At 34.5% G+C, this 26,031-nt stretch carries 25 protein-coding genes, 1 tRNA gene and 2 other annotated features; of the genes, 2 read left to right on the top strand and 24 right to left on the bottom strand.

What is annotated here, in order from left to right; translation table 11 throughout:
- Positions 1-301: 301 nt before the first annotated feature.
- Positions 302-439, top strand: coding sequence for a hypothetical protein (locus tag QO263_RS05310; protein WP_285627278.1), 138 nt, complete (start codon positions 302-304; stop codon positions 437-439).
- A 267-nt stretch (positions 440-706) separates the two neighbouring features.
- Here the strand turns inward: QO263_RS05310 and QO263_RS05305 are convergent.
- From QO263_RS05305 to QO263_RS05220, 18 genes are all read right to left on the bottom strand, one after another.
- Positions 707-782, bottom strand: a tRNA-Thr gene (locus QO263_RS05305).
- A gap of 73 nt (positions 783-855) precedes the next feature.
- Positions 856-1,503 carry an RNA polymerase sporulation sigma factor SigH gene (sigH, locus tag QO263_RS05300; RefSeq protein WP_502928696.1) on the bottom strand — a complete coding sequence of 216 codons (648 nt, stop codon included), beginning with the start codon at positions 1,501-1,503 and terminating at the stop codon, positions 856-858.
- 80 nt (positions 1,504-1,583) lie between these two features.
- Entirely contained in the window at positions 1,584-2,105 is a 522-nt protein-coding gene (locus QO263_RS05295; RefSeq protein ID WP_285627273.1) for an NYN domain-containing protein, read from the bottom strand.
- A gap of 1 nt (position 2,106) precedes the next feature.
- The gene (gene rlmB, locus QO263_RS05290; RefSeq protein WP_285627270.1) at positions 2,107-2,853 is read right to left on the bottom strand and encodes a 23S rRNA (guanosine(2251)-2'-O)-methyltransferase RlmB; all 747 of its coding nucleotides are present in this window, start codon (positions 2,851-2,853) and stop codon (positions 2,107-2,109) included.
- A 258-nt stretch (positions 2,854-3,111) separates the two neighbouring features.
- Positions 3,112-3,876, bottom strand: coding sequence for an FAD-dependent thymidylate synthase (gene thyX / locus QO263_RS05285; RefSeq protein ID WP_285627267.1), 765 nt, complete (start codon positions 3,874-3,876; stop codon positions 3,112-3,114).
- A gap of 16 nt (positions 3,877-3,892) precedes the next feature.
- On the bottom strand, positions 3,893-4,324 hold the full coding sequence (locus QO263_RS05280; RefSeq protein ID WP_285627264.1) for a Mini-ribonuclease 3: 432 nt from the start codon (positions 4,322-4,324) through the stop codon (positions 3,893-3,895).
- Between the two features lie 4 nt (positions 4,325-4,328).
- Positions 4,329-5,729: a cysteine--tRNA ligase gene (gene cysS, locus QO263_RS05275; protein ID WP_285627261.1), complete on the bottom strand. Its 1,401-nt coding sequence runs from the start codon at positions 5,727-5,729 to the stop codon at positions 4,329-4,331.
- A complete protein-coding gene (gene cysE / locus QO263_RS05270) occupies positions 5,716-6,387 on the bottom strand; it encodes a serine O-acetyltransferase (protein WP_285627258.1) in 672 nt (223 codons plus the stop codon). Before cysE ends, cysS begins: the two co-directional genes overlap by 14 nt.
- Positions 6,388-6,752: 365 nt before the next feature.
- Positions 6,753-6,969, bottom strand: a binding site (T-box leader).
- Positions 6,970-7,067: 98 nt separating this feature from the next.
- Positions 7,068-8,549, bottom strand: coding sequence for a glutamate--tRNA ligase (gene gltX, locus QO263_RS05265; protein WP_285627256.1), 1,482 nt, complete (start codon positions 8,547-8,549; stop codon positions 7,068-7,070).
- A 339-nt stretch (positions 8,550-8,888) separates the two neighbouring features.
- A complete protein-coding gene (locus tag QO263_RS05260) occupies positions 8,889-9,836 on the bottom strand; it encodes an ROK family protein (protein ID WP_285627253.1) in 948 nt (315 codons plus the stop codon).
- Positions 9,837-9,969: 133 nt separating this feature from the next.
- Positions 9,970-11,694, bottom strand: coding sequence for a proline--tRNA ligase (locus QO263_RS05255; protein WP_285627250.1), 1,725 nt, complete (start codon positions 11,692-11,694; stop codon positions 9,970-9,972).
- Between the two features lie 321 nt (positions 11,695-12,015).
- Positions 12,016-12,237: a binding site (T-box leader), on the bottom strand.
- Positions 12,238-12,429: 192 nt separating this feature from the next.
- Positions 12,430-13,605, bottom strand: a complete 1,176-nt coding sequence (locus QO263_RS05250) for an ABC transporter permease (protein ID WP_285627247.1) — start codon at positions 13,603-13,605, stop codon at positions 12,430-12,432.
- On the bottom strand, positions 13,595-14,326 hold the full coding sequence (locus QO263_RS05245) for an ABC transporter ATP-binding protein (RefSeq protein ID WP_285627245.1): 732 nt from the start codon (positions 14,324-14,326) through the stop codon (positions 13,595-13,597). The genes QO263_RS05250 and QO263_RS05245 overlap by 11 nt, the downstream gene beginning before the upstream one ends.
- Positions 14,327-14,359: 33 nt before the next feature.
- On the bottom strand, positions 14,360-14,836 hold the full coding sequence (gene ispF / locus QO263_RS05240; RefSeq protein ID WP_285629209.1) for a 2-C-methyl-D-erythritol 2,4-cyclodiphosphate synthase: 477 nt from the start codon (positions 14,834-14,836) through the stop codon (positions 14,360-14,362).
- A 17-nt stretch (positions 14,837-14,853) separates the two neighbouring features.
- The gene (gene ndk / locus QO263_RS05235) at positions 14,854-15,249 is read right to left on the bottom strand and encodes a nucleoside-diphosphate kinase (RefSeq protein ID WP_285627242.1); all 396 of its coding nucleotides are present in this window, start codon (positions 15,247-15,249) and stop codon (positions 14,854-14,856) included.
- 71 nt (positions 15,250-15,320) lie between these two features.
- Positions 15,321-16,013 carry a 2-C-methyl-D-erythritol 4-phosphate cytidylyltransferase gene (ispD, locus tag QO263_RS05230; RefSeq protein ID WP_285627240.1) on the bottom strand — a complete coding sequence of 231 codons (693 nt, stop codon included), beginning with the start codon at positions 16,011-16,013 and terminating at the stop codon, positions 15,321-15,323.
- A gap of 135 nt (positions 16,014-16,148) precedes the next feature.
- Entirely contained in the window at positions 16,149-17,243 is a 1,095-nt protein-coding gene (locus QO263_RS05225; protein WP_285629207.1) for a PIN/TRAM domain-containing protein, read from the bottom strand.
- A gap of 295 nt (positions 17,244-17,538) precedes the next feature.
- Complete coding sequence (locus QO263_RS05220; RefSeq protein ID WP_285627236.1) at positions 17,539-18,015, bottom strand: CarD family transcriptional regulator; 477 nt, start codon at positions 18,013-18,015, stop codon at positions 17,539-17,541.
- Positions 18,016-18,263: 248 nt separating this feature from the next.
- Here QO263_RS05220 and QO263_RS05215 point away from each other — a divergent pair, with 248 nt between their 5' ends.
- Complete coding sequence (locus QO263_RS05215) at positions 18,264-18,659, top strand: nucleoside triphosphate pyrophosphohydrolase family protein (protein WP_285627233.1); 396 nt, start codon at positions 18,264-18,266, stop codon at positions 18,657-18,659.
- Between the two features lie 43 nt (positions 18,660-18,702).
- Here the strand turns inward: QO263_RS05215 and disA are convergent, their stop codons facing one another.
- The 6 genes from disA to QO263_RS05185 form a co-directional block, all read right to left on the bottom strand.
- Positions 18,703-19,782, bottom strand: coding sequence for a DNA integrity scanning diadenylate cyclase DisA (gene disA, locus QO263_RS05210; protein ID WP_285627230.1), 1,080 nt, complete (start codon positions 19,780-19,782; stop codon positions 18,703-18,705).
- 8 nt (positions 19,783-19,790) lie between these two features.
- Complete coding sequence (radA, locus tag QO263_RS05205; RefSeq protein ID WP_285627227.1) at positions 19,791-21,149, bottom strand: DNA repair protein RadA; 1,359 nt, start codon at positions 21,147-21,149, stop codon at positions 19,791-19,793.
- Between the two features lie 309 nt (positions 21,150-21,458).
- Positions 21,459-23,885, bottom strand: a complete 2,427-nt coding sequence (locus tag QO263_RS05200; protein ID WP_285629206.1) for an ATP-dependent Clp protease ATP-binding subunit — start codon at positions 23,883-23,885, stop codon at positions 21,459-21,461.
- 17 nt (positions 23,886-23,902) lie between these two features.
- On the bottom strand, positions 23,903-24,931 hold the full coding sequence (locus tag QO263_RS05195) for a protein arginine kinase (RefSeq protein WP_285627224.1): 1,029 nt from the start codon (positions 24,929-24,931) through the stop codon (positions 23,903-23,905).
- Positions 24,924-25,448, bottom strand: coding sequence for a UvrB/UvrC motif-containing protein (locus QO263_RS05190; protein ID WP_285627221.1), 525 nt, complete (start codon positions 25,446-25,448; stop codon positions 24,924-24,926). Before QO263_RS05190 ends, QO263_RS05195 begins: the two co-directional genes overlap by 8 nt.
- A gap of 19 nt (positions 25,449-25,467) precedes the next feature.
- On the bottom strand, positions 25,468-25,926 hold the full coding sequence (locus QO263_RS05185; protein WP_285627218.1) for a CtsR family transcriptional regulator: 459 nt from the start codon (positions 25,924-25,926) through the stop codon (positions 25,468-25,470).
- Positions 25,927-26,031 lie beyond the last annotated feature (105 nt).

Raw genomic sequence — 26,031 nt, 5'->3', positions numbered from 1 at the left:
GGACTCCTTTCTGAACTAGAAAGTTCATAAGAATTATAGGGAGATACGGCATTGACTGAACGCCTGGCATTTAAACGAGATTGTTTAAACAAAGATAAGGTTACGTACTCTAAGGTACACTTATTTGTGCTTGAAAAGGCGTTCTACACATATAAAAATACGGTCATCTGACAAGTCAGACAGCCCACTCACCTCCCCGTGATTTGTAGTTTACCGAAATCCCTATGGGGTTAATTATAAAACAAATAACGCTCAAAAGCACTTTTTCATTACGTTTTGTGCCTTGAGCGAAGCGAAAGGAATGGCTATAAAAATGAATACTATTAATGAAAAACTTTTACAGATAACAAAAAAGCACTATCTAAAACAGAAAAAGCAATTGAAAGAGCAGAAAAAATATCTAAGATACCATCAGAAGTTAAATATAAGGGTTGTTTAGTTGGACTAGGTATTGGGACTATACTTATAGCAAGTGGATGTATTGGATTATTAATGAAAAAAGAAATATGGCCATTAGGTATTTTTATTGCTGGATCAACAACTATTGTTAGTAATATTATAACTATGGAAAAATTATAATTAAAGGTTTAGAAGGTTAAGTAATTTGTTAGCTACGTGTTAGCTATGTATGTATTTTTTATCATATTATTAAGCTAATTCAAAAAATAAAAAAACACCTGTAAAGGTGTCAATTACTTATCTTTAGTGGAGCCCACGAGCGGACTCGAACCGCTGACCTCTTGCTTACCATGCAAGTGCTCTACCTCCTGAGCTACATGGGCATTTATAGCCATCACTTAGATAAGTTTACTATTAGCCTGATTTTATGTCAATAGTCAAAATATTGAATAAAAATTAGGCATCTTTAATTTCTAAATATCTTTCTAGTTTTCTCTTTACTCTTTGAAGAGCATTGTCAATTGATTTAACATGTCTATTTAAATCTACTGCTATCTCTTGGTAAGACTTACCTTGAAGATATGACATCAATACTTCCCATTCAAGATCACTTAGAATCTCGCCTATTTTGCTCTCAATACTTTGCAGCTCTTCTCTACTTATTATCAATTCTTCTGGATCTGTTATCTTAGCTCCTGTAAGTACATCAAGAAGAGTTCTGTCTGATTCTTCATCATAAATAGGCTTATTTAATGATACATATGAATTTAAAGGTATATGTTTTTGTCTAGTTGCAGTTTTAATAGCAGTTATTATTTGTCGAGTTATACACAGCTCAGCAAAAGCTCTAAAAGAGGTAAGCTTGTCCTGATTATAGTCGCGTATTGCTTTATAAAGACCTATCATCCCCTCTTGAATGATGTCCTCTTTATCTGCCCCAATTAGAAAATATGATCTTGCCTTAGCCCGTACAAAATTTTTGTACTTCTTTATAAGATATTCTAGCGCCTCAGGGTCACCATCTCTAGCATCATCAATTATCTTTTCGTCATCCATAGCATCATATTCATCTGCCGATAAATCTTTATATATACTTAATCCCACTAGCATCCCCTCCAGCAAAATGTTGAAACGTTCCATGCATACAATCATTATATATATATTTAATATTATAGTCAAGGCATTTACTTATTCTTTCTAAGCTTTTCAAGCTTTTCTAAAGTTGCTTTATCTAATCGCCCTATTAAAAGATCGTTTGTTTCGTTAGTTACTTTATTTTTTTTCCTAATCATATCTTTATAATGCTCTACTTCAAGCTTTAGCTCCCTAGCTGAAATCCTAGTTCCTCCCCTGCCCATTACCACCTGTTGTTCGATCCAGTCTGATGTAGCTACTCTTACTTTTTTTGTCCTTCCAATGGCATCTAATGTTCGTTCAATATAATGATCCGCACTTTCCTTCTCCTTTGTATAGACAATGTCAACGCCTTTAAAGGTCTCTTTTTTCTCCATACTTCCTTTTACAAAATGTGCATCAAAGACTATAACAACCTTTATTCCTGTATATGATTGATACTCAGCCAATATCTCAATCAATTCATTCCTAGAAATCTCTAGGCTCTGCTTTGACAATTCTCTTAGGTTGCTCCAATTGTTTATGATATTGTACCCATCAACAAACAGGTACTCTTTAGCATTGCTTCTCATGTCATTCTTTTAAACCTCTTTGTCTCAATACTTCATACATCATTACAGAAGCAGCAACTGAAGCATTTAGTGAAGCTACTTTTCCTGCCATAGGTATTTTAATTAGAAAATCGCACTTTTCTTTTATTAATCTGCCTATTCCTTTTCCTTCACTTCCAACTACTATTGCTATAGGACCAGTTAGATCTCTTTGGAAATAATCTTGTTCTCCTCCCATATCTGCCCCATATATCCATACTCCTCTTTCTTTAAGCTCTTCAATTGTAGAAGCAATATTAGACACCTTTGCAATATTCATATGCTCTACTGCTCCTGCTGAGGCTTTTATAACTACAGGAGTTAGTCCTACGGCTCTTCTTTTAGGTATTATTACACCATGAGCTCCTGCACATTCTGCTGTTCGGATAATTGCACCAAGATTATGAGGGTCTTCTATTTCATCTAATATTATTATAAAAGGATCTTCATTTTTATCTTCTGCTGTTTTCATTATGTCATCTACTGTTTTGTATGAATATGGTGTAACTAATGCTATTACTCCTTGATGAGCTTTAGTTTCTGACATTGCATCTAGCTTTGCTTTTTCTACGTATTGTATTACAATTTTTTTATCCTTTGCCATTCCTATTATTTTTTGTATTGAGCCTTGCTCTGAGCCTTTTGCAATTAGTATCTTATCTATTTCTCTTTCGCCTTTTATGGCTTCTATTACTGGATTACGTCCTTCTACATAGCCTTCTTCTCTCATATGTTTCCACCTCTTACCTTTATTTTGATAAAATTTAGTAATTTAGCACCCGCATGTTGAAAACTTAAACAAAATACTAAGCGAACATTTGCAGGGCACGACTATAATTCTTAGCGAATGCAGTTAAAAAATCCGTTAAGCAACTTGCACTGTTTGAGCGTAGCGAGTTTGCAAGTTGTAGGATTTTTTACCGGAATGAGCTATAGAATTATTCGTGACCGAAACCGTGAGTGTGTATTTTGTTTAAGTTTTCCTTATCTACAAGTTCCCAAATTTTTCTCTTACTTCTTTAATCTTTCCACAAGTCATTTTTCCTTCTGGGCATTGTCCGTTTATACAGCCTGGGCCTGAATATTTGAAAAGTGATGGTGCAACTTCTTTTACGAGCCTTAACATCTCTGTAGCTAGCTCTCTTATTTCCCATTGTGCTCTATTACAGCATCTTTTATTAAAAAAGTTAAATAGTGCCCTCGCATTCATTGTAAATACAATCTTTGTTTCACATGCGTTAGGAAATACATATCTAGCATCTTCAATAGCCATTTTTTCTGCATCTTTTCTAGCCTTGTTCTCGCTGCTTCCTGCTTGTCTAAGTCTTTCATAATGCTTTGTAAACAGTATATCTGTCAATTCATTATAGTATTTTTGATCCTGCTCCATAGCCTCGATAAACATTACCTTAGCTTCTGGTATAGCTTCTATTGATGGTGGAATTATATAATCAAATTGTTGAAGCTTCACATATCTTTGAGATTGCTGAGAATAAGAAGCTCCAATTCTATGTCTTACTAATTGATGAGTTAAGACTCTACTTACTCCTTCAACTCCAAAGGTAAATGAAACATGCTCGATTGGCGATTCATGTCCTAGTTCCATAAGCATTTCTATAAAGCTTTGAGTCTTTTCATCATCAAGCTTTTCTTCAATGTCTGCTACTCCTACTGATGAATAGCATAGCTTTGCCGCAGCAGCTATGAGTTTTTCTGCATCTTGAGTATATCTTAGTAAGCTTACCTTAAGCATTATTATTTCCCCCTTATTATTCGCACCCATTCTCGTTTATTATCATACCAAAAATCTCCAAAATTCTTTCGTACTTTCCGTTAAGATACAAAAAACCTATTAGGGTTTCAAAACCAGTTGCATATCTATAGTCCAAAAGGTTTGCATTTTTAGGCGCAGAGCCTGATTTTGCATTTCTGCCTCTCTTAACCATTTGCCATTCTTCTTCTGTGAGCTTATCCTCTAAATAATGGGTTATATCTGCCTGAGCTTTAGCATTTACATATTCTATGGCTTCTTTATGAAGCTCGTTAACAGATATGTTTTTCTTACCTATTAAAAATGTTCTTATGAAAAGCTCATATACTGCATCTCCTATATAAGCAAGCTGCAGGGGAGATAACATTTTAAGGTCTACTCCCCAGTCTTTACATATGCTTTTAAATCCATCAAATAAATCTTTCTCCATTGTGCTATCTAACCCTCTTCCACTTTACTCCATCTTTTGTGTCTTCAAGTATTATTCCTTTTTCTTTTAAATTATCTCTTATTTGATCAGCTAGTTTAAAATCTTTATTCTTTCTAGCCTCTGCCCTTTTATCTATGAGTTCAGCAATTTCTTCATCTAATAGTTCATCTTCTTTATTCAATATACCCAAAATTCCGCTAAGCTCCATCAAAATATCATAAGCAAATACTGCTAGTTCTTTAGGTGAATCTTGATTTAATTTAGAATTGCCTACCTTTACTATTTCAAATAGAGATGATATTGCATCAGCAGTATTTATGTCATCCTCCATACTGTCTATAAACTTTTTCTTTAGTTCAATTATTTCCTCTTTTATTTCATTGTCCTTATCTATTAATGTTTTTTCCTCAGTATTATTGATCAAATATTCAAGGTTTTTCTTACCATTATACAATCTATCAAGGCCATTTTTAGCCTGCTCTACAAATTCTCTGCTAAAGTTCACAGGCTTTCTATAATGAGCTGAAAGTATAAAGAATCTTAATACTTCTAAATCAAACTCCTTACTTATTTCTCTGACTGTAAAGAAATTCATTAAGGATTTTGACATTTTTTGATTTTCCACATTAATCATAGCATTATGAAGCCAATAGTTTGCAAAAGGCTTCCCTGTAAGGCTTTCGCTTTGTGCTATTTCATTCTCATGGTGGGGAAATTGTAAATCTTCCCCACCGGCATGTATGTCAATAGTATCTCCTAAATACCTTCTTGCCATTACAGAGCATTCTATATGCCATCCTGGCCTGCCCATGCCCCAAGGACTATCCCATGAAGGTTCTCCTGGCTTTGCGCTTTTCCATAGAGTAAAGTCCATAGGATTTCTTTTTAATTCATTTACTTCTACTCTAGCTCCCGATACTAAATCCTCAATATTTTTCTTTGATAATTTTCCATAGTCGTCCAGCTTAGCTATGTCAAAATACACATCACCATTAGCACTATAAGCATATCCTTTCTCTACAAGCTCCTGAATAAAGTTCACTATATCTGTTATATGCTCAGTAGCCTTTGGATGGTTTGTAGATTCTTCCTTGAGCATAAGTCCTCTTGCATCATTTAGATACTCTTCAATAAATTTTTCTGCAATCTCTTTTACAGTAGTTCCATCTTCATTAGCTTTATTTATAAGTTTATCATCAATATCTGTAAAATTCACTAAATAATCTACAGTAAAATTTTTATATTCTAAATATCTTCGTAATACGTCAAAAACTACTAGGGGTCGTGCATTTCCTACATGAATATAATTATATACAGTAGGCCCACACACATAAATAGTAACTTTGTCTTGTTTAATTGGCTTAAACTCTTCCTTTTTTCTCGTCAGTGTATTATAAAACCTCATTATTATCCCTCCCAATTAAATTATAAACGCGGTTCTCCAGCTCAACTATTCTTTTTCTTAAGCTTTCTAGCTCTTGTGCTACAGGGTCAGGAAGCTTTATCTGATCAAGATCGATGCACCTTTCTTCTAATGAACTGATTTTATTTTCCTTTACCACAATTCTACCTGGAACTCCGACTACAGTACAGTTTGGCGGCACCTCCTTCAGCACTACAGAGCCTGCGCCTATTTTAGAATTATCTCCTACTTTAAAGGGTCCAAGCACTTTGGCACCACTGCTCACCATTACATTGTTTCCTATAGTAGGATGTCTTTTGCCTGTATCCTTTCCTGTTCCTCCGAGGGTTACTCCTTGATATATAGTTACGTCATTTCCTACTTCTGCAGTTTCGCCTATTACTACACCTATTCCGTGGTCAATAAAAACTCCTTCTCCTATTTTAGCCCCTGGATGTATGTCTATTGCAGTTAAAAATCTAGCTATTGTTGATATAAATCTGGCTATGAAAAAGAGCTTTCTTTCATAGAGCCAATGGGAAACTCTATGAAACATTATGGCATGAAGTCCTGGATAACAAAATAGTACCTCTGGTAAGCTTTTAGCTGCTGGGTCTCTTTCTCTCACTGCTCTGACATCTGCTTTCAAATGTTTGAACATAAATTCCCTCTTTCCTTTCTATTACTTAATCTAATTTATATTTTTACATTAGGTCATAGGCAGTCAAGCAACACAAATTTATTCGCTCGCTATCGCTTACATAAATTTGGTCCTAACGGACACTCCTATCATAAACCTACAATAAGGTTGGTGCTCGTTGCATTTGACCTACCATCAATTCTTTCGGAAAAGCATTCGAAACAATTGGGTTAGGCATTTCGCAGTCAAGCAACACAAATTTATTCGCTCGCTATCGCTCACATAAATTTGGTGCTTGGTGCGTTTGACCTACCATCAATTCTTTCGGAAAAGCATCCGAAACAATTGGGTTAGGTCATAAAAAATAACCGCCTCAATACTATTCGTAAAGAGACGGTTTTATTCCGCGGGTCCACTCTAATTGGGCATATATGCCCCACCTCGTAAAAGCTATAACGGTGCTACCGGTTAACCCTACTTATGACTTCAGGCAACGGTTCAAAGGTGCACTTCAATCTAATATTGACATAAGGCTTCTCTCAGCTTATAAAAACCTCTCTCTGTAAGTGTATTAGATTTACTTTACCTTATCATAACCTTTAACATTAATTAAATATAATAATGTTGTTATATATATTACTAGATGTCAATATATTTTTCAATACCTATTTAGCTATTTTACATGATAAAGTCAGCAAAAATTATTTGATATGTTTTTCTACATATTCTATGCGTCTAAGTATATTTTGTTTCCCTAAAATCAGAATAATTTTATCTAAATCTGGGCCATGAAGCTGTCCAGTTAATGTAGACCTTATTGGCATAAATAAGTTTTTACCCTTTACTCCTGTGCTTTTCTGTATTTTTTTCATTACTGTAGTAGAGAATTCTTCGTCTACCTCATCTATTTGTGAAAGTTCTGCTTTAAATGCTTCAAGTAAGGAAGGTACTTGCTCTCCTTTTAGTGTCTCACTTACTTCCTCATTTTCTGGCTTTACTTCATTATCAAAATAAAACTGCGCCTTTTCTACTATCTCTGCCACATATGATATTCTTTCTTGAAGAGTTGAAACTAAAAGCTTTATCCAATCATATCTATTGTTTACATCCTCTTCAGAAATATAACCTGCACTTAAAAGATGTGGTATAGCTAATTTTGTAATTTCATCTACATTTGCATTTCTTATATAATGTCCATTTATCCAATCAAGCTTATCTTTATCAAAAACTCCGCCAGTATTTGAGACTCTATCAAATGAAAATTGTTCAATTAGTTCATCCATTGTAAAGAATTCTTGATTGCTCTCTGGACTCCATCCTACTAATGCAAGGTAATTGACGAGTCCTTCTGGCAAATACCCTTTAGCTCTAAAATCTTCTACTGAAACATCTCCATGTCTTTTACTAAGCTTTTTCTTTTCTTTGTTTAGCACTGTTGGCAAGTGGACAAATTCTGGTGCTTTCCATCCAAATGCTTCAAATAAATATGCATGCTTTGGCGCTGATGGCAACCATTCTTCCCCTCTTACTATATGAGTTATCTTCATGAGATAATCATCTACTACCACAGCAAAATGGTAAGTAGGAAATCCATCAGATTTAATAAGAACCTGATCATCTAAATCTTTTGTATTTATTGTAATCTTACCTCTTATGATATCATTAAATACTATATCCCTATTTTTAGGAAGCTTAAGTCGGATTACATATTCTTCTCCTGCTTCAATTCTTTTTTTCGCTTCCTCAATGCTTATATCTCTACAATGCCCATCATATCCAAGCATTAATCCTTTTTCTTTTTGCTCTTCTCTAATTTTCTCAAGTCTTTCCTTGTTACAAAAGCAATAATAAGCATGTCCTTTTTCCAATAATTCCTCTATATATTTTTTGTATATATCAAGTCTCTCTGATTGAATATATGGCCCATATTCACCTTTTTGAACTAATTTGCCATCTTCAATAAAAACTCCCTCATCATGAATTACTCCAGACCATGTTAAAGACTTAATCATCTTCTCTATAGAATCATCTACATATCTTGACTGATCTGTATCCTCAATTCTAAGTATATATTTCCCACCTTTATTTTTTGCATACAGATAATCATAAAGAGCTGTTCTTAGACTACCAATATGTAAATACCCTGTAGGACTAGGTGCAAATCTGACTCTCACCTCAGACATCTTAAAACCTCCTAAAAAATTTTCCTCTTCATATCTGTATATTATATAATACTAACCTTGCAGTATCAAGAAATAATCCTGCCTTAAAATCTTCTAATAAGGTAAAAAACCAGCAGCAATAAAGCGATATGTAATATCCACCACCCTAATGATAAGAATGTAAATCTGCCTTTATAATCTGTTCTTCTTCTATTTCTCTCCATTTTTCTCCTCCTAATAACATATAGATAATGCTAGGTTTTACAAAATGGAGGATGTATATTCTAAAAATTCTATAGATAGTGAAAAAGTGACTGAAAAGTTAAACAAAATACATTTATTAATATCAATTAAAAAATTTTAGCTGTGTTTACATAACATTGCTGAACCAATTATACCTGCATCGTTGCCGTGCTTGGCTATGGCAATTTTGCTATAAGGCATATCCTTAAATAATATCTTTTCATGTATTCTATGGCTAATTAGCTCTAGCAAATAATCTCCAGCCTTTGATATTCCGCCGCCTATAGCAATTATTTCTGGATCAAGAAGATTTATTAAATTAGTGATACCAATTATTAGATAGTCCACCAATCTATTGACTGAGCTTAAGGCCAGTTTATCACCTGCTTTAGCACAATCAAATATTACTTTGGCATTGAGTTTATCCAAATCATTATCAATATAATTTCCTATGACAGTATTTTCTCTCGCTTCTTCCATTAGTTTTTTTGTATACCTTATCAATGCAGTAGCAGAGGAAAAGGTCTCAAAGCAACCATTTTTCCCGCAGTTACAATCATAAAAGTTTTCACCGATTACTGTATGACCTATTTCTGATCCAATATTGCTTGTTCCGCTATAAAGCCTTCCGTTGATTATAAATCCTCCACCTATTCCAGTACCAAGAGTGATGAGAATAGAGTTTTGAGTACCCTTAAGCGCTCCATTTTCAAACTCAGCCAGTGCAGCTACTGAAGCATCGTTGTCTATGTAAACAGGCTTATTGAATTCCTTTTCTAAGGTCTTCCCCAGCGGCACATTTTCCCATCCCAGATTAACGCAATGAACAACATTTCCTGTATTGGGATCGGCTACTCCCGGTACCCCAATACCTATTCCCAATACATTTTTGTTATTCGAAGCTTGGTTAATAATTTCTCTGATTAGATTAATAATATCCTGTATAACCATATCCCATCCCCTAGAAGGTAAAGTAGGACAGCTGTTCTGAAATAATATCTCACCGTCAATAGAAACTAATCCAGCAGTAACATTTGTTCCACCTATATCTACTCCAATATACATATACTTATCCCCCTTATATGATTTTTACACGACTAATCACCCTAGGATTATTTTACCATAGGAATAGGTTTATTTATAGATGACTATTATTAAAAATAGCAAAAGCTACCGCCATTAACGGTAGCCTTCTTTTTTAAAGCTCTAATCCTTGGTAACTAAATTCTGCTTTTATCTTATCCATTATTTCATTTACATTTATTTCAGTCTTTTCTCCATCTCTTCTTAAAGAAAACTCTACTATCTCCTCATTTGCCCTTTTCCCAACTGTAATTCTTATTGGTATACCAATTAAATCTGCATCCTTGAACTTAACTCCTGCTCTTTCGTTTCTATCGTCGATTAATACTTCTAATCCTAACTTTGAAAGCTGGCTATATAGGCTTTCTCCTAAAGCAGTTTGCTCTTCGCTTTTTACATTTACTACTGTAATGATAGCATGATATGGAGCTAATGCTAGTGGCCATATGATTCCATTTTCATCATGGCATTGTTCTATTACAGCAGCAGCTGTTCTAGATACTCCTACGCCATGGGAACCCATGTATATTTTTTTCTCCTTGCCATTTTCATCTAAGAATGTTGCATTTAGTGCACTACTATATTTTAGTCCTAGCTGAAATATATTGCCTACCTCTATTCCTCTATCAGTTTTAAGTGGTGCACCACACTTCGGACATTTATCCCCCTCTTGAACTAGTAAAAGATCCTCTACTACTTCTCCTTCAAAGTCTCTGCCGTAGTTTACATTCTTAATATGATAGTCGGTTTCGTTAGCTCCTACTATAAAATTGCTCATCTTTGTAACTCTAGAATCAACTATAACTCTAATATCTTTCTTTAAATTAATTGGACCAGCAAATCCTACCTCTGCTCCTGTGACTGCCTTTACAGTTTCTGCATCTGCCATTATTAGCTCATGCTCTGGTATTTCTAATACTTTAACTAGTTTTATTTCATTTAATTCTCTGTTTCCTGGTATCAATACCGCTACTACTTTGTCTTTAGCCATGTATAACAAAGTCTTTACAAAGCTTTCAGCAGATGTATTAAAGAACTTCGATACTTCCTCTATAGTTTTAGCATTTGGTGTATGAGCTTTCTCGAGCTGGAGTTTTTCTGAAGAAGCACCTTCCACTTCATATAGACAGTTTGCTTTTTCATCTGTGGCAGCATAATCGCAGCTATCACAATAAGCTATAGCACTTTCTCCATACTCTGACATTGCCATAAATTCATGAGAGTCACTTCCTCCCATGGCTCCTGAATCACCTTCAACAACTTTAAAATTTAATCCACATCTTGTGAATATTTTTTCATAAGCTTTCCACATATCCTCATAAGATTTCCTCATGCCCTCTTCATCAATATCAAAGGTATAAGCATCCTTCATTATAAATTCCCTTGCTCTCATAAGACCAAATCTAGGTCTTTTTTCATCTCTATACTTGGTTTGTATTTGGTAAAGACTAAGTGGAAGCTGCTTATAGGATTTTACCTCATGTCTAATAAGGTCTGTGAATATTTCTTCATGTGTAGGTCCTAGACAAAACTCTCTTTGATTTCTATCATATAGCCTAAACATCTCAGGACCAAAATCATCCCATCTGCCTGACTCCTTCCAAAGCTCAGCAGGTTGTATTGCAGACATAAGGACTTCTTGAGAGTCTATTGCATCCATTTCTTCTCTAACGATTTTTTCAACCTTTTTTAGTACTCTAATTCCAAGAGGTAAATAAGAATATACTCCTGATACTAGTTTCCTAATCATTCCTGCTCTCAATAAAAGCTGATGACTTGGAAGCTCTGCCTCTGAAGGTACTTCTCTTAATGTTGGCATATAAAGCTTTGACATTTTCATATATATCACTCTCCATTTAAAATAAATCTGGTGCCCAGTGAGTAAATCGGGTTAGGTCATTTTCCGCAGTTTCGAAACACAAATTTGCTTACTCCCATTCGGTCGTACAAATTTGGTTCTCATTGCGTTTGACCTACCAGCGATTCTTTCGGAAAAGCATCCGAAACAATCGGGTTAGGTCATAAGCAGTCTCGCAACTCAAATTTGCTTACTCCCTTCGGTCGTGCAAATTTGGTTCTCGTTGCATTTGACCTACCAGCGATTCTTTCGGAAAAGCATCCGAAACAATCGGGTTAGGTCATAAAAAAAACCTTCATCCCAGAAAGGGACGAAGGTTATAATCCGTGGTACCACCCTAATAGACTATTTAAATTAAAATAATAGTCCACTCGAAATAAATAACGGTAAAGACCGTCTAGACTTACTATATTCTGTCTAGAAGCTCTGGGATGGGTTCAATATTCATTGGGTTAGAAATCTTTCAGCCTAGGATTTCTTCTCTGTAGACCTTAAATATCTACTATTTCCCTTCTGTGCTTTTAATATTTACTTATAATGATTAAAGCTTATATTACTAAAAAATAATTGGTTTGTCAATTATTTTTATTGAAATCCTTTATTAGTAGATCCTTCGTTAGTAAAACTCATCCTGCCCGTCTCAGTATGACAAAGTGCGTGTCAGTTTATCCTACTCGTCTTAGGTTGACAGTTTTCTTGTCTGTCTTCCCTTACCACCTACGCTCTGAATATCACTGATTCTTTTTTGAACATGCTTACTGTCAAGAATAATGAACCAAATATATATACTAAAGTCCATACTAATACTATTAGTATATGAACAGGGTCTATTATTTGAACTAAAGCCTCTTTAATAATTGCTATTGTATTTATTATTGGAATATGGAAATATACTTCTGGTATTGCCTTTCCATCTAAATACATTGTCATATAAGCAGGTATCAATAGTATTACCGATAATGGTGCTAAATATGTCTGTGCTTCTTTAAAATTCCTTGCATAGAAGCTTATTGTAAGCTCTAGTCCACTGAATACTAAGTTAAGTCCTGCACAGAATAATCCTATTACTAGTATAGGAGTTAGAGGTAATGCTACACCAGTTCCCAAGAAATCTGGATTCATTTTTGAAGCTATAAAGAAGCCTAATAAGGATGCAGCAGTTCCAATTACTCCTGATATGAATACTGCAAAGAATTTTCCACCAAGTATAGATAGCCTGCTTGCTTTAGTAGTTAGCAAGGGCTCAAGGGTTTGTCTTTCCTTTTCTCCTGCTCCTAAATCTGTAGCAGTTGCCAAACCACTTATTGCAGAATATATTGTTATTAGCATAGGGAAAACCATAGAAAATATCATTAGTCCCATTCCACCATCTTTAGAAACAGAGGTAGTATTTATAGCTACTGCCTTTAAAGCATCTAAATCTACACCAATAGCCTTTAGCCTTTCATTTGTAATAGCCTGAGAGTAGCTTTCTATAATACGATTAAGTCTTGAAGTGGCCATATCCGACTTTTGACTTGATTGATCATAGATAACCTCCACATTTCCCATAGTTCCGCTTTCAATTTTAGCATCAAAGCCTTCCTCAATTTTAACTATGGCTTTCACAGTCAAATCTTCTAAGGCTTTATCAGGATCATCAATGTCTACTATGTTTATCTGACCTGACTCCTTGAAATACGTTTCTAGTTTTGTCTCTCCATTGCTTATTAATGCTATGTCTACGGGTTTCTGCTCATCATTTATTATTTCAGACGTTCCAAAGCCTAAAGCGAATGCCATAATAGGAAAGATTAATATTGGTATAATAATACTTGAAAATATTGTCTTCTTGTCCCTAAAGGTATCCTTAAGCTCTTTTTTTAATACAATCATAGCATACTTAATATTCACTTTTCTCACCTACCAATTCAACAAATATATCTTCTAGGTTATTATTATTAAATTTATTTTTTAAACCATCTAAAGTAGATATTTCGATTAGTTTTCCTTTATTTATTATTCCTACTACATCACATAATTTTTCTACTTCACTCATTGAATGACTAGAAAAAATAATGGTTTTTCCCTCATTTTTCTGATCCAATATGAATTCATGCACTATCCTCACCGATGTTACATCTAGACCAGTCGTAGGCTCGTCAAGCAGCATTATATTTGGGTCATGAACTATACTTCTCGCTATAGATACCTTCTGTTTCATACCCTTTGAAAATTTACCTACTCTCCTATCTATATACTCCTCCATGTCTAGCTTTTTAGATAACTCATCAACTCTTTTGGATATATCTGATTTGCTCATTCCATTGAGAAGTCCAAAATATTCGATATTTTCTCTAGCAGTTAGTCTGTCATAAAGACCAGTATCTCCGCCAAATAATATTCCTATTCTGCCTCTTACATTATCAGGTTCATCTACTAAATCAAGTTCATTAATTAATGCTGTACCTGATGTTGGCTTAATCATAGTGGCTAGCATTCTTAATGTAGTAGTTTTGCCAGCTCCATTTTCACCAAGTAACCCAAAAACAGTTCCTTCCTCAACTGTAAAAGATACTCCTTTAACTGCCTCTACCTCTTTGTATTTCTTAGTTAAATTTTTAACTTGTATCAATTTTTTCCCCCCAATCCTAATTTCCTCTATTTTTTAGTTTTTTACTAGTAGACATACTACTTGCGATGATATTCCTTCTTCTCGCCCTTCAAAGCCTAATTTTTCAGTTGTGGTGGCCTTTACATTTATATTATTTATAGAGGTGTTAAGCACTCTGGCAATCTTCTCTCTCATAATATTTATATAAGGGGCTAGCTTAGGTCTCTGAGCAGCAACTACACAATCAATATTGCCGACCACATACCCAGATTCTAACATTAAATCATATGTTTTTTCAAGTAGTTTCATACTATTTATATCTTTATAAGCTTCATCTGTATCTGGGAAATGCTTTCCTATATCTCCTGATGCTAATGCACCTAAAATACTATCCATTATTGCATGTACTAAAACATCAGCATCGGAATGACCTAGCAGGCCCTTTTCGTGTGGTATCTCTACTCCGCCAATTATTAGCTTTCTTCCCTCAGCCATTTTGTGTACATCATATCCTATACCTATTCTCACTATATTTCACTCCTTATAGATTAAAACCATATGGAAATCTCCCTCTCAGCTGATTCTGTAGAATCTGAAGCATGAACAATGTTTTCAGTCATTGTATTTGCATAATCTCCTCTTATGGTTCCTGGTTCTGCTTCTACAGGATTAGTTTTCCCATTTATATTTCTAACTAGTTTTATAGCATTATTACCTTCCACTATCATTGCTAAAATATTTCCCTGCAGCATATAAGAGATTAATTCTTCATAAAATGGCTTTTCTTTATGCTCTATGTAGTGTCTTTCCAATGTAGCCCTATCAGCACGCAGCATTTTACATTCTATGACTTTTAAGCCCTTTCTTTCATATCTACTAATAACCTCTCCAATCAATCCTCTTTCAACACCATCTGGCTTAATAATTACAAACGTTCTTTCCATAAGTGTCATCTCCCCTTCTCCCGTTTAGTTTTTGCATAATGAAACTACAAGTAAATCATTCTCTATAGCTATTATAGTAACAACTCAGCTAGCTTTAAGTCTTCTGGTGTAGTGATTTTTATATTAGAATATGAGCCCTCTATGACCTTTACCTTATACCCCAATTTTTCAACTAGCATACTATCGTCAGTAGCAGTGACTTTACCTTCTATGGCCTCTCGGTATGCTTTTAGTATAATCTCATAAGAAAAAGATTGAGGAGTCTGTATTGCCCATAGGGTATTCCGATCAGGTGTGTTTATAATATCTCCTTCAACGCTAACTGTCTTTATTGTATCTTTTACAGGAGTTCCCATTACGCAAGCCCCATATTTAATTACTCCATCAACACTATTTATGATATCCTCATCTCTTATAAAAGGCCTTACCCCATCGTGTATAATGATAATGTTACATAAATCCTTCACTGCCAAAAGTCCTTTATAAACAGAGTCCTGCCTTTCAGCTCCTCCACCTACTATATTAGCCACTTTCTTAAAGCCATATTTTTTTACTACTTCATTAAGGCAATATTCTTTTTCTTCTTCTCTTGTCACTATAATTAGTTCGTCTATATACTCATTATTATCAAATTTTTCTATAGTATAAGCTAAAATAGGTTTTTCTTTTAAAAGAAGATACTGTTTATTAATGTTTGAATTCATTCTTTTTCCCATTCCAGCTGCTACTATAACTACAGATATGTATTTCCCATTATAAGACAATAATATCACCTCCATGACATTATAACATAATATATTAAAATACAATAGAATATTAAGAGGATATATCTTCTAAACATCTCAAAAACCCAGCATAGGCTGGGTTTTTAATTCCGAAATGTTTATATATTTACTTCACTATACCGCTTTGTCAGTAGCTGACTTAGGCTTTGCAAATATCATCCTACCTGCTGCAGTTTGCAAAACACTTGTTACTAGCACTCCTATAGTGTCACCAATATGTTTTTTTCCTCCATCTACTACTATCATAGTGCCATCATCTAAATATGCTACGCCTTGACCTGATTCCTTCCCGTCTTTTATGACTTGAACAATCATTTCTTCCCCAGGAAGAACAACTGGTTTAATAGCATTTGCCAATTCATTTATATTTAGCACTTCAACTCCATGAAATTCTGCTACTTTATTGAGATTGTAATCGTTAGTAACTACCTTTCCTTTAATAAATTGTGCTAATTTTAATAGTTTAGTATCTACTTCTGCAATATCGTCAAAATCCTTTTCATGTATAACAACCTCTATATCTAGTTCCTTTTGTATCTTATTTAAAATATCAAGTCCTCGTCGTCCCCTATTTCTCTTAAGGGAGTCTGAAGAATCAGCTATTCTTTGGAGCTCTTCCAATACAAATTCAGGTATGACTAATGGTCCCTCTACAAAACCTGTTTTGCATATATCTGCTATTCTTCCATCAATAATAACACTAGTATCTAATATTTTAGGCAATACTGGACTTGCTCCTTTAGGTGACTTTTCCTTACTTCCACTCCTCTTTAAGGAGTTTAACGCATTAGTAAAATCATCCTTCTTCCTTGTTGGAACAATCACTCCAAAATATCCAAAAATGATATAAAAAAGTATTGATAATACAGGACCAACAAAAGGAATCATATGAAACAAGGGACTTACAAGATTAGCGATTAATAATCCTGAAACCAATCCTACTACTCCAAGAATTATATCAGATGCGGGTATTTTTTGTATCTCATTTTCTATAACAGAGACTACCTTTTTTCCAAATTTCATTATCTTAGGAGAAAGAATAAAAAATATAATACCGAAAATCAAACCTACTCCCACATAACTATGCGGCCTTATCCTTAGGTTCTCTAAAAAATCAAGCAATTTTATGGACTCTAGTAAAGCCATTATGCCTATTCCTAGTGATATACCAAGAATTGTTAAAATAACTCTTATTATTCTACTCACTATTTTTGCTTTATCTGCCATTTACATTTCACCTCCTACTATAGTTATTACCACAATATCAATATACTATAACTAATTTACCACAAATTGCATTAGTAAATGCATTATTTCGTTTTTTGTCATAAAAATGTAATATTATTCGGACAAGTGTCTTAAAAAATCTATATACATTAAGAAACATATATAAACATTTTAAATCAAGTGAGATTTTTTTGAAATGCGCTTAAAGTCATGTTTATGTTAGATGAGATTATACTTCTTTTCATTATAAAAAAACAAGCGTCTATTAATAAGACGCCTACCTTACAATATTTTCAATTAGGTCTTCGGCTTCGAATTGTTCTATATCTTTTGCAAGTACAATTTCACTTATTAGCATTTGCTTTGCATTATTAAGCATCTTTCTCTCTCCAGTAGATAAGCCTTTTTCTCTATCTCTGATTATAAGATTCCTCACCACACTTGCAATCTCGTAGATGTCTCCACTTTTAATCTTATCCATATTAGCTCTATATCTTCTGTTCCAATTCTGCGGCATTTTAGTTTTATGATCACCCAATACTGCGAGAACCTGTTCGATTTCTTCGTCATTTATTACTTCTCTTATTCCAATGTCTTCAATACTATCTATGGGAACCATTACCTTCATGTCTCCCATGGGCATCTTCATTATATAATATTTTCTTTTTTTACCTAGTATCTCTTTTTCCTCTATTGCAATTATTATCCCTGCCCCATGCATTGGGTAAACTATTTTATCGCCTATATTGAACATAAAGCACACCTCCCAAAATGAAGTGGAACTTAGCTAGGATGGGATGATATTTTATCCTTTAGCTAGTTAAGCTTAACGAAAAACCATAACGTCCTAATTTATAGTATACAATATTCCCCATAGAATGTCAAATCATTTATTTTACCACATTCCTTGAAAGGTTGTCAACTTAATTTTGAATTGACAAAATCATACTTATAAAAGTATAATTAGAGTAATAGAAATGCACATAAAATAGAGGTGATTTGATGGATAGTGATAATGTTTGTAATAGTCTTCAAAAAACAGTTTCCAATGTTTTAATAAGACATAAGAGTATTTTAGATATAATAACCAAACTCGAGGAATCAAACTCTAGAATTAATAGAGCTATAGTTAAATCTGCAACATCCTGCGGCTGTATATCAATAAATGCCACCAAACAGGATTATAGCCAGGGCTCTTTTGTAGAAATTAAAGATTCTTTGAAAAATCATATAGAAGGAGAGCTATGTGATAACTGCAGAGAAAAAATAGAAGAGGAAATAGGAAACCATATGTTTTACATAGCTTCGTTATGCAATTCATTTGATTTAAATTTAGGTGAAATTACCTCAAGGGAAATGAATAAGCTGAAAACCTTAGGTATTTATAGTTTGTTATAAAAATGCAAACCACATTCTTATAGTTTTGAATGTGGTTTGTTTATTAGATATGCCTATCTACCATAGATTGCTCCTGTAGTCTTCTAAGCCCCTCCTTAATAGATCGTGCCCTGACTTCGCCTATTCCCTCAACTGCATCCAACTGAGAAATAGATGCCTTCAATACTTGCTCTAGGGAACTAAACATCTGTATTGTATTTTCTAATACAGAGGAAGGTATCCTAGGAATTTTACTGAGTATCCTGTATCCCTTAGGAGAAACTGTTAAATCTAAAGCATTCATTCCCTCATCATATCCTAGAAGCTTTGCTATTATAGACAAATCCAACAGTTCTTCTGAGTTTAATGCTCTAAGCTGATTTATTATAGATTCAAGACTATTATTAGCCTTATCTATATAATAATCCTTAATAATATTGATTCCATCATCCTCTACACCATTGGTCAGCTCTTCTAGCTGCATTTGAATAAGTCTGCCTTCATTACCTAGCTCTAGAATATATCTTTCAACCTCTACTCCAATTCTCATGACCATTTCCGTTCTTTGTAAAACCTTTGTAGCATCAAATACCGTGGCTAAATTTTCAAATTCTAATGCACTTAGATTAATCATTGCTTGATTCAATACTACCTTGTATTTTTCGAGAGTCTGTATAGCTTGATTTGCCTTATTTAGTATCTCGTTTACATCCTTTAAAACATATTTATAATTGCCTTTGTAAAGTGAAATCACATTCCTTCTTTGAGAAATCGAAATCACTAGTTCACCAGTTTGTTTAGCCACTCTTTCAGCAGTTCTATGTCTTGTTCCTGTCTCTTTAGAAGAAATAGATGGATCTGGTACAAGCTGTGCATTTGCTATAAGGATTCTTTTTGTATCATTACTTAATACAATTGCTCCATCCATTTTTGCAAGCTCATATAAATTTGCAGGTGTAATTTCAGTGTTGATTTTGAAGCCTCCATCAACAATATTCATCACTCCCTCCTTGTCACCAACAACTATTAAGGCCCCTGTTTTTGCTCTTACAATATTCTCTAGCCCATCTCTAAGGGTAGTTCCAGGTGCAACAATTTTCAACGATTCTGTCATCATATCTTTTTTAATAACTTCATCTCTCATCTATAGTGCTATCCTCCTAATACATTATCTAAGGCATCGATAATGTTTGTTACTCCTATCACATTTATATCTCCGATATTGCCTAATCCTTTAAGATTAGATTTTGGAACAACTGCTGTTTTAAAACCAAGCTTACTAGCTTCCTTTAATCTTTGCTCTATAAAGCTTACGGTCCTCAATTCTCCTGTTAGTCCTACTTCTCCTATTGCTATGGTTTTAGAATCTATTTCTCTATCCTTAAAGCTAGATGCTAGTGCACATACTATTCCTAAATCTATAGCAGGCTCTTTTATCTGAATTCCCCCTACTATATTGATATAGGCATCGTAGCTCTGCATTTCTAGTCCAGCTTTTTTTTCTAATACTGCAAGCATAAGAACTACTCTATTATAATCTATTCCTGTAGCTACTCTTCTTGGCATTCCAAATGCGGTATGGCTTACTAATGCCTGAACCTCCACTAGCATAGGACGTGTACCTTCCATACTAGGAACTACTATGGTCCCTGCTGTATGGAGCGGTCTGCCTGCCAGAAGCATCTCAGAAGGATTTTCAACCTGAATAAGGCCTATGTCTCTCATCTCAAATATTCCTATTTCATTAGTTGACCCAAATCTGTTTTTAACTCCTCTTAAGACTCTGTAGGTATGGTGTCTTTCTCCCTCAAAATATAAAACAGTATCTACCATATGCTCAAGAACCCTTGGTCCTGCTATTGAGCCTTCCTTTGTAACATGACCTACAATAAATGTTGCCATATCTCTAGTTTTGGCTAGCCTCATCAATGTAGCTGTAGTTTCTCTAACCTGACTTACACTTCCTGGTGCTGACTCCAAGCTAGGACTATATACAGTCTGTATTGAGTCAATCACTAATAAATCAGGATTTAAACTGTCAATTGCATTCGTCACAATATCCATATTAGTTTCGGATAATAAATATAATTCCTTTGCCTGTACGCTAAGTCTATCCGATCTTAATTTAATCTGCCTTGCAGACTCTTCCGCCGATACATATAGTACCTTAAGACCCATTCTAGAAATATTATTTGCAACTTGTATAAGAAGTGTTGATTTTCCTATTCCGGGATCTCCACCTACAAGAATGAGTGAGCCTTTAACTAACCCTCCGCCTAAGACTCTATCCAGCTCTTCAAGTCCTGTTGTAGTCCTAAACTCTTCATCGGTTTTAATATCTACAATCTTCTCTATTTTAGCTTCTACATTTATGCTAGGCACCTTAGAAGCTTTATCAAATACCTCTTCTACAAAGGAGTTCCATTCATTACAGGATGGACACTTTCCCAACCATTTATAAGCCTCATATCCACATTCCTGGCATATATATTTGACCTTAAGCTTTGCCATACCCATCCCCCTCGTATTTAACTAGCACAACAGATTAACTTATCTGTTAAGCTCATTTGTATTATACCACTTTTTACATTTTATTATAGATAATGTATTTATGCATACGCAATTTTTTTGCTTTTTATATAATCTCTATTATAGTTCTCTACCAAGAGCTCCATATTATCAACAAGTATCTTTTTCATCTGCTCTCCCCTTCCGCTTTATATTCTATGAAAATATTATCAGATTTCTAATTTTTTTGCCATAGCTTTAAAACAGAGCAAAGATCGGTTTCAATAAAAAATAGTAAGGACAAAGTCCTCACTATTTTTTATTGAATGTCAACTTATCACCATTAAAGCCAATTAATATAGTATCGTCTCTACTAATGTTACCCTTTAGCATTTCCTCAGAAATCTGATCCTCTACTAGCTTTCTAATAGCTCTCTCAAGTGGTCTGGCGCCAAAGGAAGGATCGAAGCCTTCTTTTCCTATATAATCCCTTGCTCCTTCAGTTATATCAAGGTGTAGGTTGAGTCTTTCAAGTCTTCTCTCTAAATCCTTAACCATTATATCGACTATTCTCTTGATATGCTCTTCACCAAGAGGATGGAATACAATGACTTCATCTACTCTATTGAGAAACTCAGGTCTAAATGTTCTCCTAAGCTCTTCAGTAATATTATCCTTCATCTTTTCATACTCGGCCTTTTCTGCATCTGAAGGTGCAGCAAATCCAAGAGTTTTTTGCTTCCTTAAAGTTGTAGCTCCTACATTTGATGTCATTATGACTACTGTATTCTTAAAATCCACAACCCTTCCCTTAGAGTCAGTTAGTCTTCCGTCATCAAGAAGCTGAAGTAAGATATTGAATACATCTGGGTGAGCCTTTTCTATCTCATCAAATAATATGACTGAATAAGGCCTTCTTCTCACCTTTTCTGTAAGCTGCCCTCCCTCATCATAGCCTACATAACCAGGAGGTGAACCTATTAGCTTGGATACAGAATGTTTCTCCATATATTCCGACATATCGATCCTAATAACTGCTTCTTCATCACCAAATAAAGCTTCTGCTAAGGATTTTGCAAGATAAGTCTTTCCTACTCCTGTTGGTCCTACAAATATAAATGAACCTATAGGCTTACCTGGGTCTTTTAGCCCTACTCTAGCTCTTCTAACAGCGCTAGATAAAGCTGTCACAGCCTGCTCTTGGCCTATTACTCTTTTGTGTAGAATTTCTTCAAGATTTAGAAGCTTTTCTGATTCCTCTATGGACATCTTCTTAACAGGAATTCCAGTCCATATAGATACTACATAGGCAATTTCCTCATAACCAACTTCACTTGAAGCCGACTGCTTCTGTTGCTTCCATCCATCCTGCTTTTCCTTAAGCTCTCCTTTTATTCTTTTTTCTTCATCTCTTATTTTAGCAGCTTTCTCATAATCCTGTGAACTAATAGCTGCTTCCTTCTCTTGAGATAGCTCTTCTAGCTTTGACTCTAATTGATTTAAATCTGGCGGAGCTGTTACTGTTTTAATTCTAACTCTTGAGGCTGCTTCGTCAATAAGGTCTATTGCCTTATCGGGCAGGAATCTATCAGTAATATACCTAGCTGAAAGCTCTGCAGCTGCCTTTATAGCTTCATCAGTTATCTTAACTCTGTGATGTGCTTCATATTTATCCCTTAAGCCCTCTAAAATCTTTATTGTATCCTCAACAGTAGGTTCTTCAACCATAATCGGTTGAAATCTTCTTTCTAGTGCTGTATCTTTTTCGATATGTTTTCTATATTCATCAATAGTTGTTGCGCCTATTGCTTGAATTTCGCCTCTTGCTAGTGCAGGCTTAAGTATATTTGAAGCATCAATGGCACCCTCTGCTCCACCAGCACCAATTATTGTGTGCATCTCATCAATGAATAATATTATATTTTTAGCTTCTCTTATTTCTTCCATAACCTTCTTCAGTCTTTCCTCAAATTCACCTCTATATTTTGCTCCTGCAACCATTGAGGCTAAATCTAGGCTAACTACCCTCTTATCTTTCAACAGCTCAGGAACATCTCCGCTATTAATCAGCTGAGCTAATCCTTCTGCAACAGCAGTCTTTCCTACTCCTGGTTCTCCTATTAGGCATGGATTATTCTTAGTTCGCCTGCTTAATACCTGTATTAATCTCTCTATTTCCTTATCTCTGCCTATTACAGGATCTAGCTTTTCTTCACTAGCTAGAGCAGTAAGATCCCTGCCAAACTTATTCAAGGTAGGGGTATTACCTGCTTTGTTAGGACTACTTCCCTGCCCCTGTCTGCTATGATTACCCTTTAACAGATCGATTACTTCTTCCCTTACTTTATCTAGCTCTATACCCATTCCCTTGAGTATAACTGCGGCAACACCTTCTGATTCTCTCATAAGTCCTAAAAGAAGATGCTCTGTTCCTATATAATTATGCCCTAAGTTCCTTGCTTCTACAAAGCTCAGCTCAAAAACTCTCTTCGTTCTAGGAGTGTAGCCTTGCACTTCTCCGCCTTCATCACCATATCCAATTATATTTATAACAAAATTCCTTACAGAATCCAGGTCTGCTCCCATATTTATAAGAACATTTGCAGCAATTCCATCTTTTTCTCTTATTAGTCCTAGTAACAAATGCTCTGTTCCTACATAATTGTGCATCAATTGTTTTGCTTCTTCTTGAGCTAGATAAATAGCTTTTTGAGCTCTTTCAGTAAATCTACCAAACATAGACATGTATGTCCCTCCTATATCTTAATTTTATCTCTTATTATTTCAGATCTTTTTATATCTCTCTCGGTGACTGTCAATTCATGCTCCGATTGATTTTGTATGTTTGCAGGCTGAGTCTCTATCATTAGATTATTTATAGTGTTTAAATTTATGCTTTTCAGCATATTCATGTTTATTCCCATTCTTACGTTAGATAATAGCTCCATACTCTCTTTTGAAGAGATTATCCTTGAATTTTGTAATATTCCAAGAGACCTAAATACCTTATCTTCGATTTCGACTTTTCTACTATTTAAAAGGCTCAGCATTGCATACCTTTCTTTTGTAATTATCTGCAGAACTATGCTTCTAAGCTTACCCATTATATCTTCTTCACTTTCTCCTAATGTAGTCTGGTTAGATATTTGAAAAAGATTTCCAAGAGCACTGCTGCCTTCACCATAAAGCCCTCTCACTGTTAAACCAATTTGGTTTACTGCTTGAAGAACCTGGTTAATATAGCCTGTCAATACAAGACCCGGCAGATGTACCATAACAGAAGCCCTCAAGCCAGTTCCTGCGTTAGTAGGACAGCATGTCATATATCCAAACCTTTCATCAAAAGCATATATAGTATTAGATTCTAACAAATCATCTATTTCACTGCCTATCTTCCATCCTTCTTCAATATTAAACCCCGGAAGCAATACTTGTATCCTTATGTGATCCTCCTCATTTACCATTATTGTAACCTTCTCATCATTTCTAAGTAAAAAAGCACTTAGATTAGGTTTCTCCAGTAAACTCGGACTAATTATATGTTTTTCAACAAAGATATTTCTTTCTAATGGAGATAGCTTCTCTATTTCATATATTTCAAATTTATTGTCTGTAGATTTATTGTTAGTAATTATTGCTTCTTCAACAATCTTTATTACTTTCTTTGCTTCTGGTACAGTCATTAAATATGGTAATTTAATATTTTCTATATTTCTAGCAAGCCTTATTCTACTGCTCAATACAATATCTTTTTCTTTACCCTCTCCCTCTAGCCAACTAATCATATTGCTCACTGCCCCTTTCAGATGCTCTTTGAAGATCTCTTATTTTATCTCTTAATTGAGCAGCTTTTTCGAACTCTTCTTTGCCAACAGCTAAATCTAGTTCTTCTTTAAGTTTATCAATCACTCTCTTTGTACTTATATTTTGGCCTGCTTTTCTAGGTATTTTTCCAACATGAGAATCGTGACCGTGTATTTTCTTGAACAGAGGAATTAGCTTTTCTCTAAAAGAATCATAACAATTGCTACAGCCAAACTTGCCTGTCTGTCTGAACTTACCATAGGTTAACCCACAATTATCGCAGGTTAATGCTTTTATATGTTCAACTTTTACAGGTCCATCATAAGAGCTATCAATAAGCCCAGCTAAAATATTTTGTATAGAAAATGATGTATCTAATCCGAAGCTGTTGTTTTTCTTAGCACATTCCTCACATAAGTATGATTCTGTTGCATGATTGTTTATTATTTTTTTCATATGAACAGTAGCTTGATTTTTCCCGCATTCCTCACAGAGCATATTCTTCCCCTCCAATACCTTATTTTAATAATACAAGCAGCATATTCTTTAAAATATCTGCTCTAATTATATTTTTTTCACAATTTACACTACTCAAGGTTCTATCAGAAAGTGCAACCTTCATAAGGCTATACTCTCTTTCAGTAACAATATCCTCCTCAAAAAAACTTTCTATTATTCCGTATGCCTTTGATTTAGTTATAGAATCTCCTATTATGTTTAATATGAGATCTTGGATATATTTATCCCTATTAATATTTACCTTTATTATCTTAATATACCCACCTCCACCTCTTCTACTCTCAATATAATAGCCTCTATCTGAAGAAAATCTCGTAGTCAATACATAGTTTATTTGAGATGGTGCGCAGTCAAAATATTGTGCCAGTTCATTTCTTTGTATCTCAATAACCCCATTATTAGCATCCTCTAATAGTTTTTTAATAAAGTCTTCTATAAGGTTACTTAGCTTTGACATTATTTCACTCCTTTTCTGACTTTGACTTTCTTTGCCCTTACTAATATTTTATATCTTTTATAATTTTTTTCAAGAATTATTTTAATTATTCATCATAAAATTTAA

The organism is Proteiniborus sp. MB09-C3 (assembly GCF_030263895.1).
Lineage (GTDB): Bacteria > Bacillota > Clostridia > Tissierellales > Proteiniboraceae > Proteiniborus.
The sequence above is the reverse complement of the archived record's forward strand: the minus strand, read 5'-3'. Positions and strand labels throughout refer to the sequence as shown.

Excerpts from the sequence above, each read along its gene's own strand:
- thyX (WP_285627267.1), bottom strand. The coding sequence starts at position 3,876 with ATGCTTAAGGTAAGCTTACTAAGATATACTCAAGATGCAGAAAAACTC.
- disA (WP_285627230.1), bottom strand. The coding sequence starts at position 19,782 with ATGAGAGATGAAGTTATTAAAAAAGATATGATGACAGAATCGTTGAAA.
- cysS (WP_285627261.1), bottom strand. The coding sequence starts at position 5,729 with ATGAGGTTTTATAATACACTGACGAGAAAAAAGGAAGAGTTTAAGCCA.
- QO263_RS05310 (WP_285627278.1), top strand. The coding sequence starts at position 302 with ATGGCTATAAAAATGAATACTATTAATGAAAAACTTTTACAGATAACA.
- QO263_RS05190 (WP_285627221.1), bottom strand. The coding sequence starts at position 25,448 with ATGCTCTGTGAGGAATGCGGGAAAAATCAAGCTACTGTTCATATGAAA.
- QO263_RS05200 (WP_285629206.1), bottom strand. The coding sequence starts at position 23,885 with ATGTTTGGTAGATTTACTGAAAGAGCTCAAAAAGCTATTTATCTAGCT.
- QO263_RS05185 (WP_285627218.1), bottom strand. The coding sequence starts at position 25,926 with ATGTCAAAGCTAAGTAACCTTATAGAAGACTTTATTAAAAAACTATTA.
- radA (WP_285627227.1), bottom strand. The coding sequence starts at position 21,149 with ATGGCAAAGCTTAAGGTCAAATATATATGCCAGGAATGTGGATATGAG.
- gltX (WP_285627256.1), bottom strand. The coding sequence starts at position 8,549 with ATGTCTGAGGTGAGAGTCAGATTTGCACCTAGTCCTACAGGGTATTTA.
- ndk (WP_285627242.1), bottom strand. The coding sequence starts at position 15,249 with ATGGAAAGAACGTTTGTAATTATTAAGCCAGATGGTGTTGAAAGAGGA.
- cysE (WP_285627258.1), bottom strand. The coding sequence starts at position 6,387 with ATGTTCAAACATTTGAAAGCAGATGTCAGAGCAGTGAGAGAAAGAGAC.
- QO263_RS05295 (WP_285627273.1), bottom strand. The coding sequence starts at position 2,105 with ATGAGAAGCAATGCTAAAGAGTACCTGTTTGTTGATGGGTACAATATC.
- QO263_RS05280 (WP_285627264.1), bottom strand. The coding sequence starts at position 4,324 with ATGGAGAAAGATTTATTTGATGGATTTAAAAGCATATGTAAAGACTGG.
- QO263_RS05195 (WP_285627224.1), bottom strand. The coding sequence starts at position 24,931 with ATGATTAGTTGGCTAGAGGGAGAGGGTAAAGAAAAAGATATTGTATTG.
- QO263_RS05260 (WP_285627253.1), bottom strand. The coding sequence starts at position 9,836 with ATGTATATTGGAGTAGATATAGGTGGAACAAATGTTACTGCTGGATTA.
- rlmB (WP_285627270.1), bottom strand. The coding sequence starts at position 2,853 with ATGAGAGAAGAAGGCTATGTAGAAGGACGTAATCCAGTAATAGAAGCC.
- QO263_RS05255 (WP_285627250.1), bottom strand. The coding sequence starts at position 11,694 with ATGAAAATGTCAAAGCTTTATATGCCAACATTAAGAGAAGTACCTTCA.
- QO263_RS05220 (WP_285627236.1), bottom strand. The coding sequence starts at position 18,015 with ATGTTCAATATAGGCGATAAAATAGTTTACCCAATGCATGGGGCAGGG.
- QO263_RS05215 (WP_285627233.1), top strand. The coding sequence starts at position 18,264 with ATGGATAGTGATAATGTTTGTAATAGTCTTCAAAAAACAGTTTCCAAT.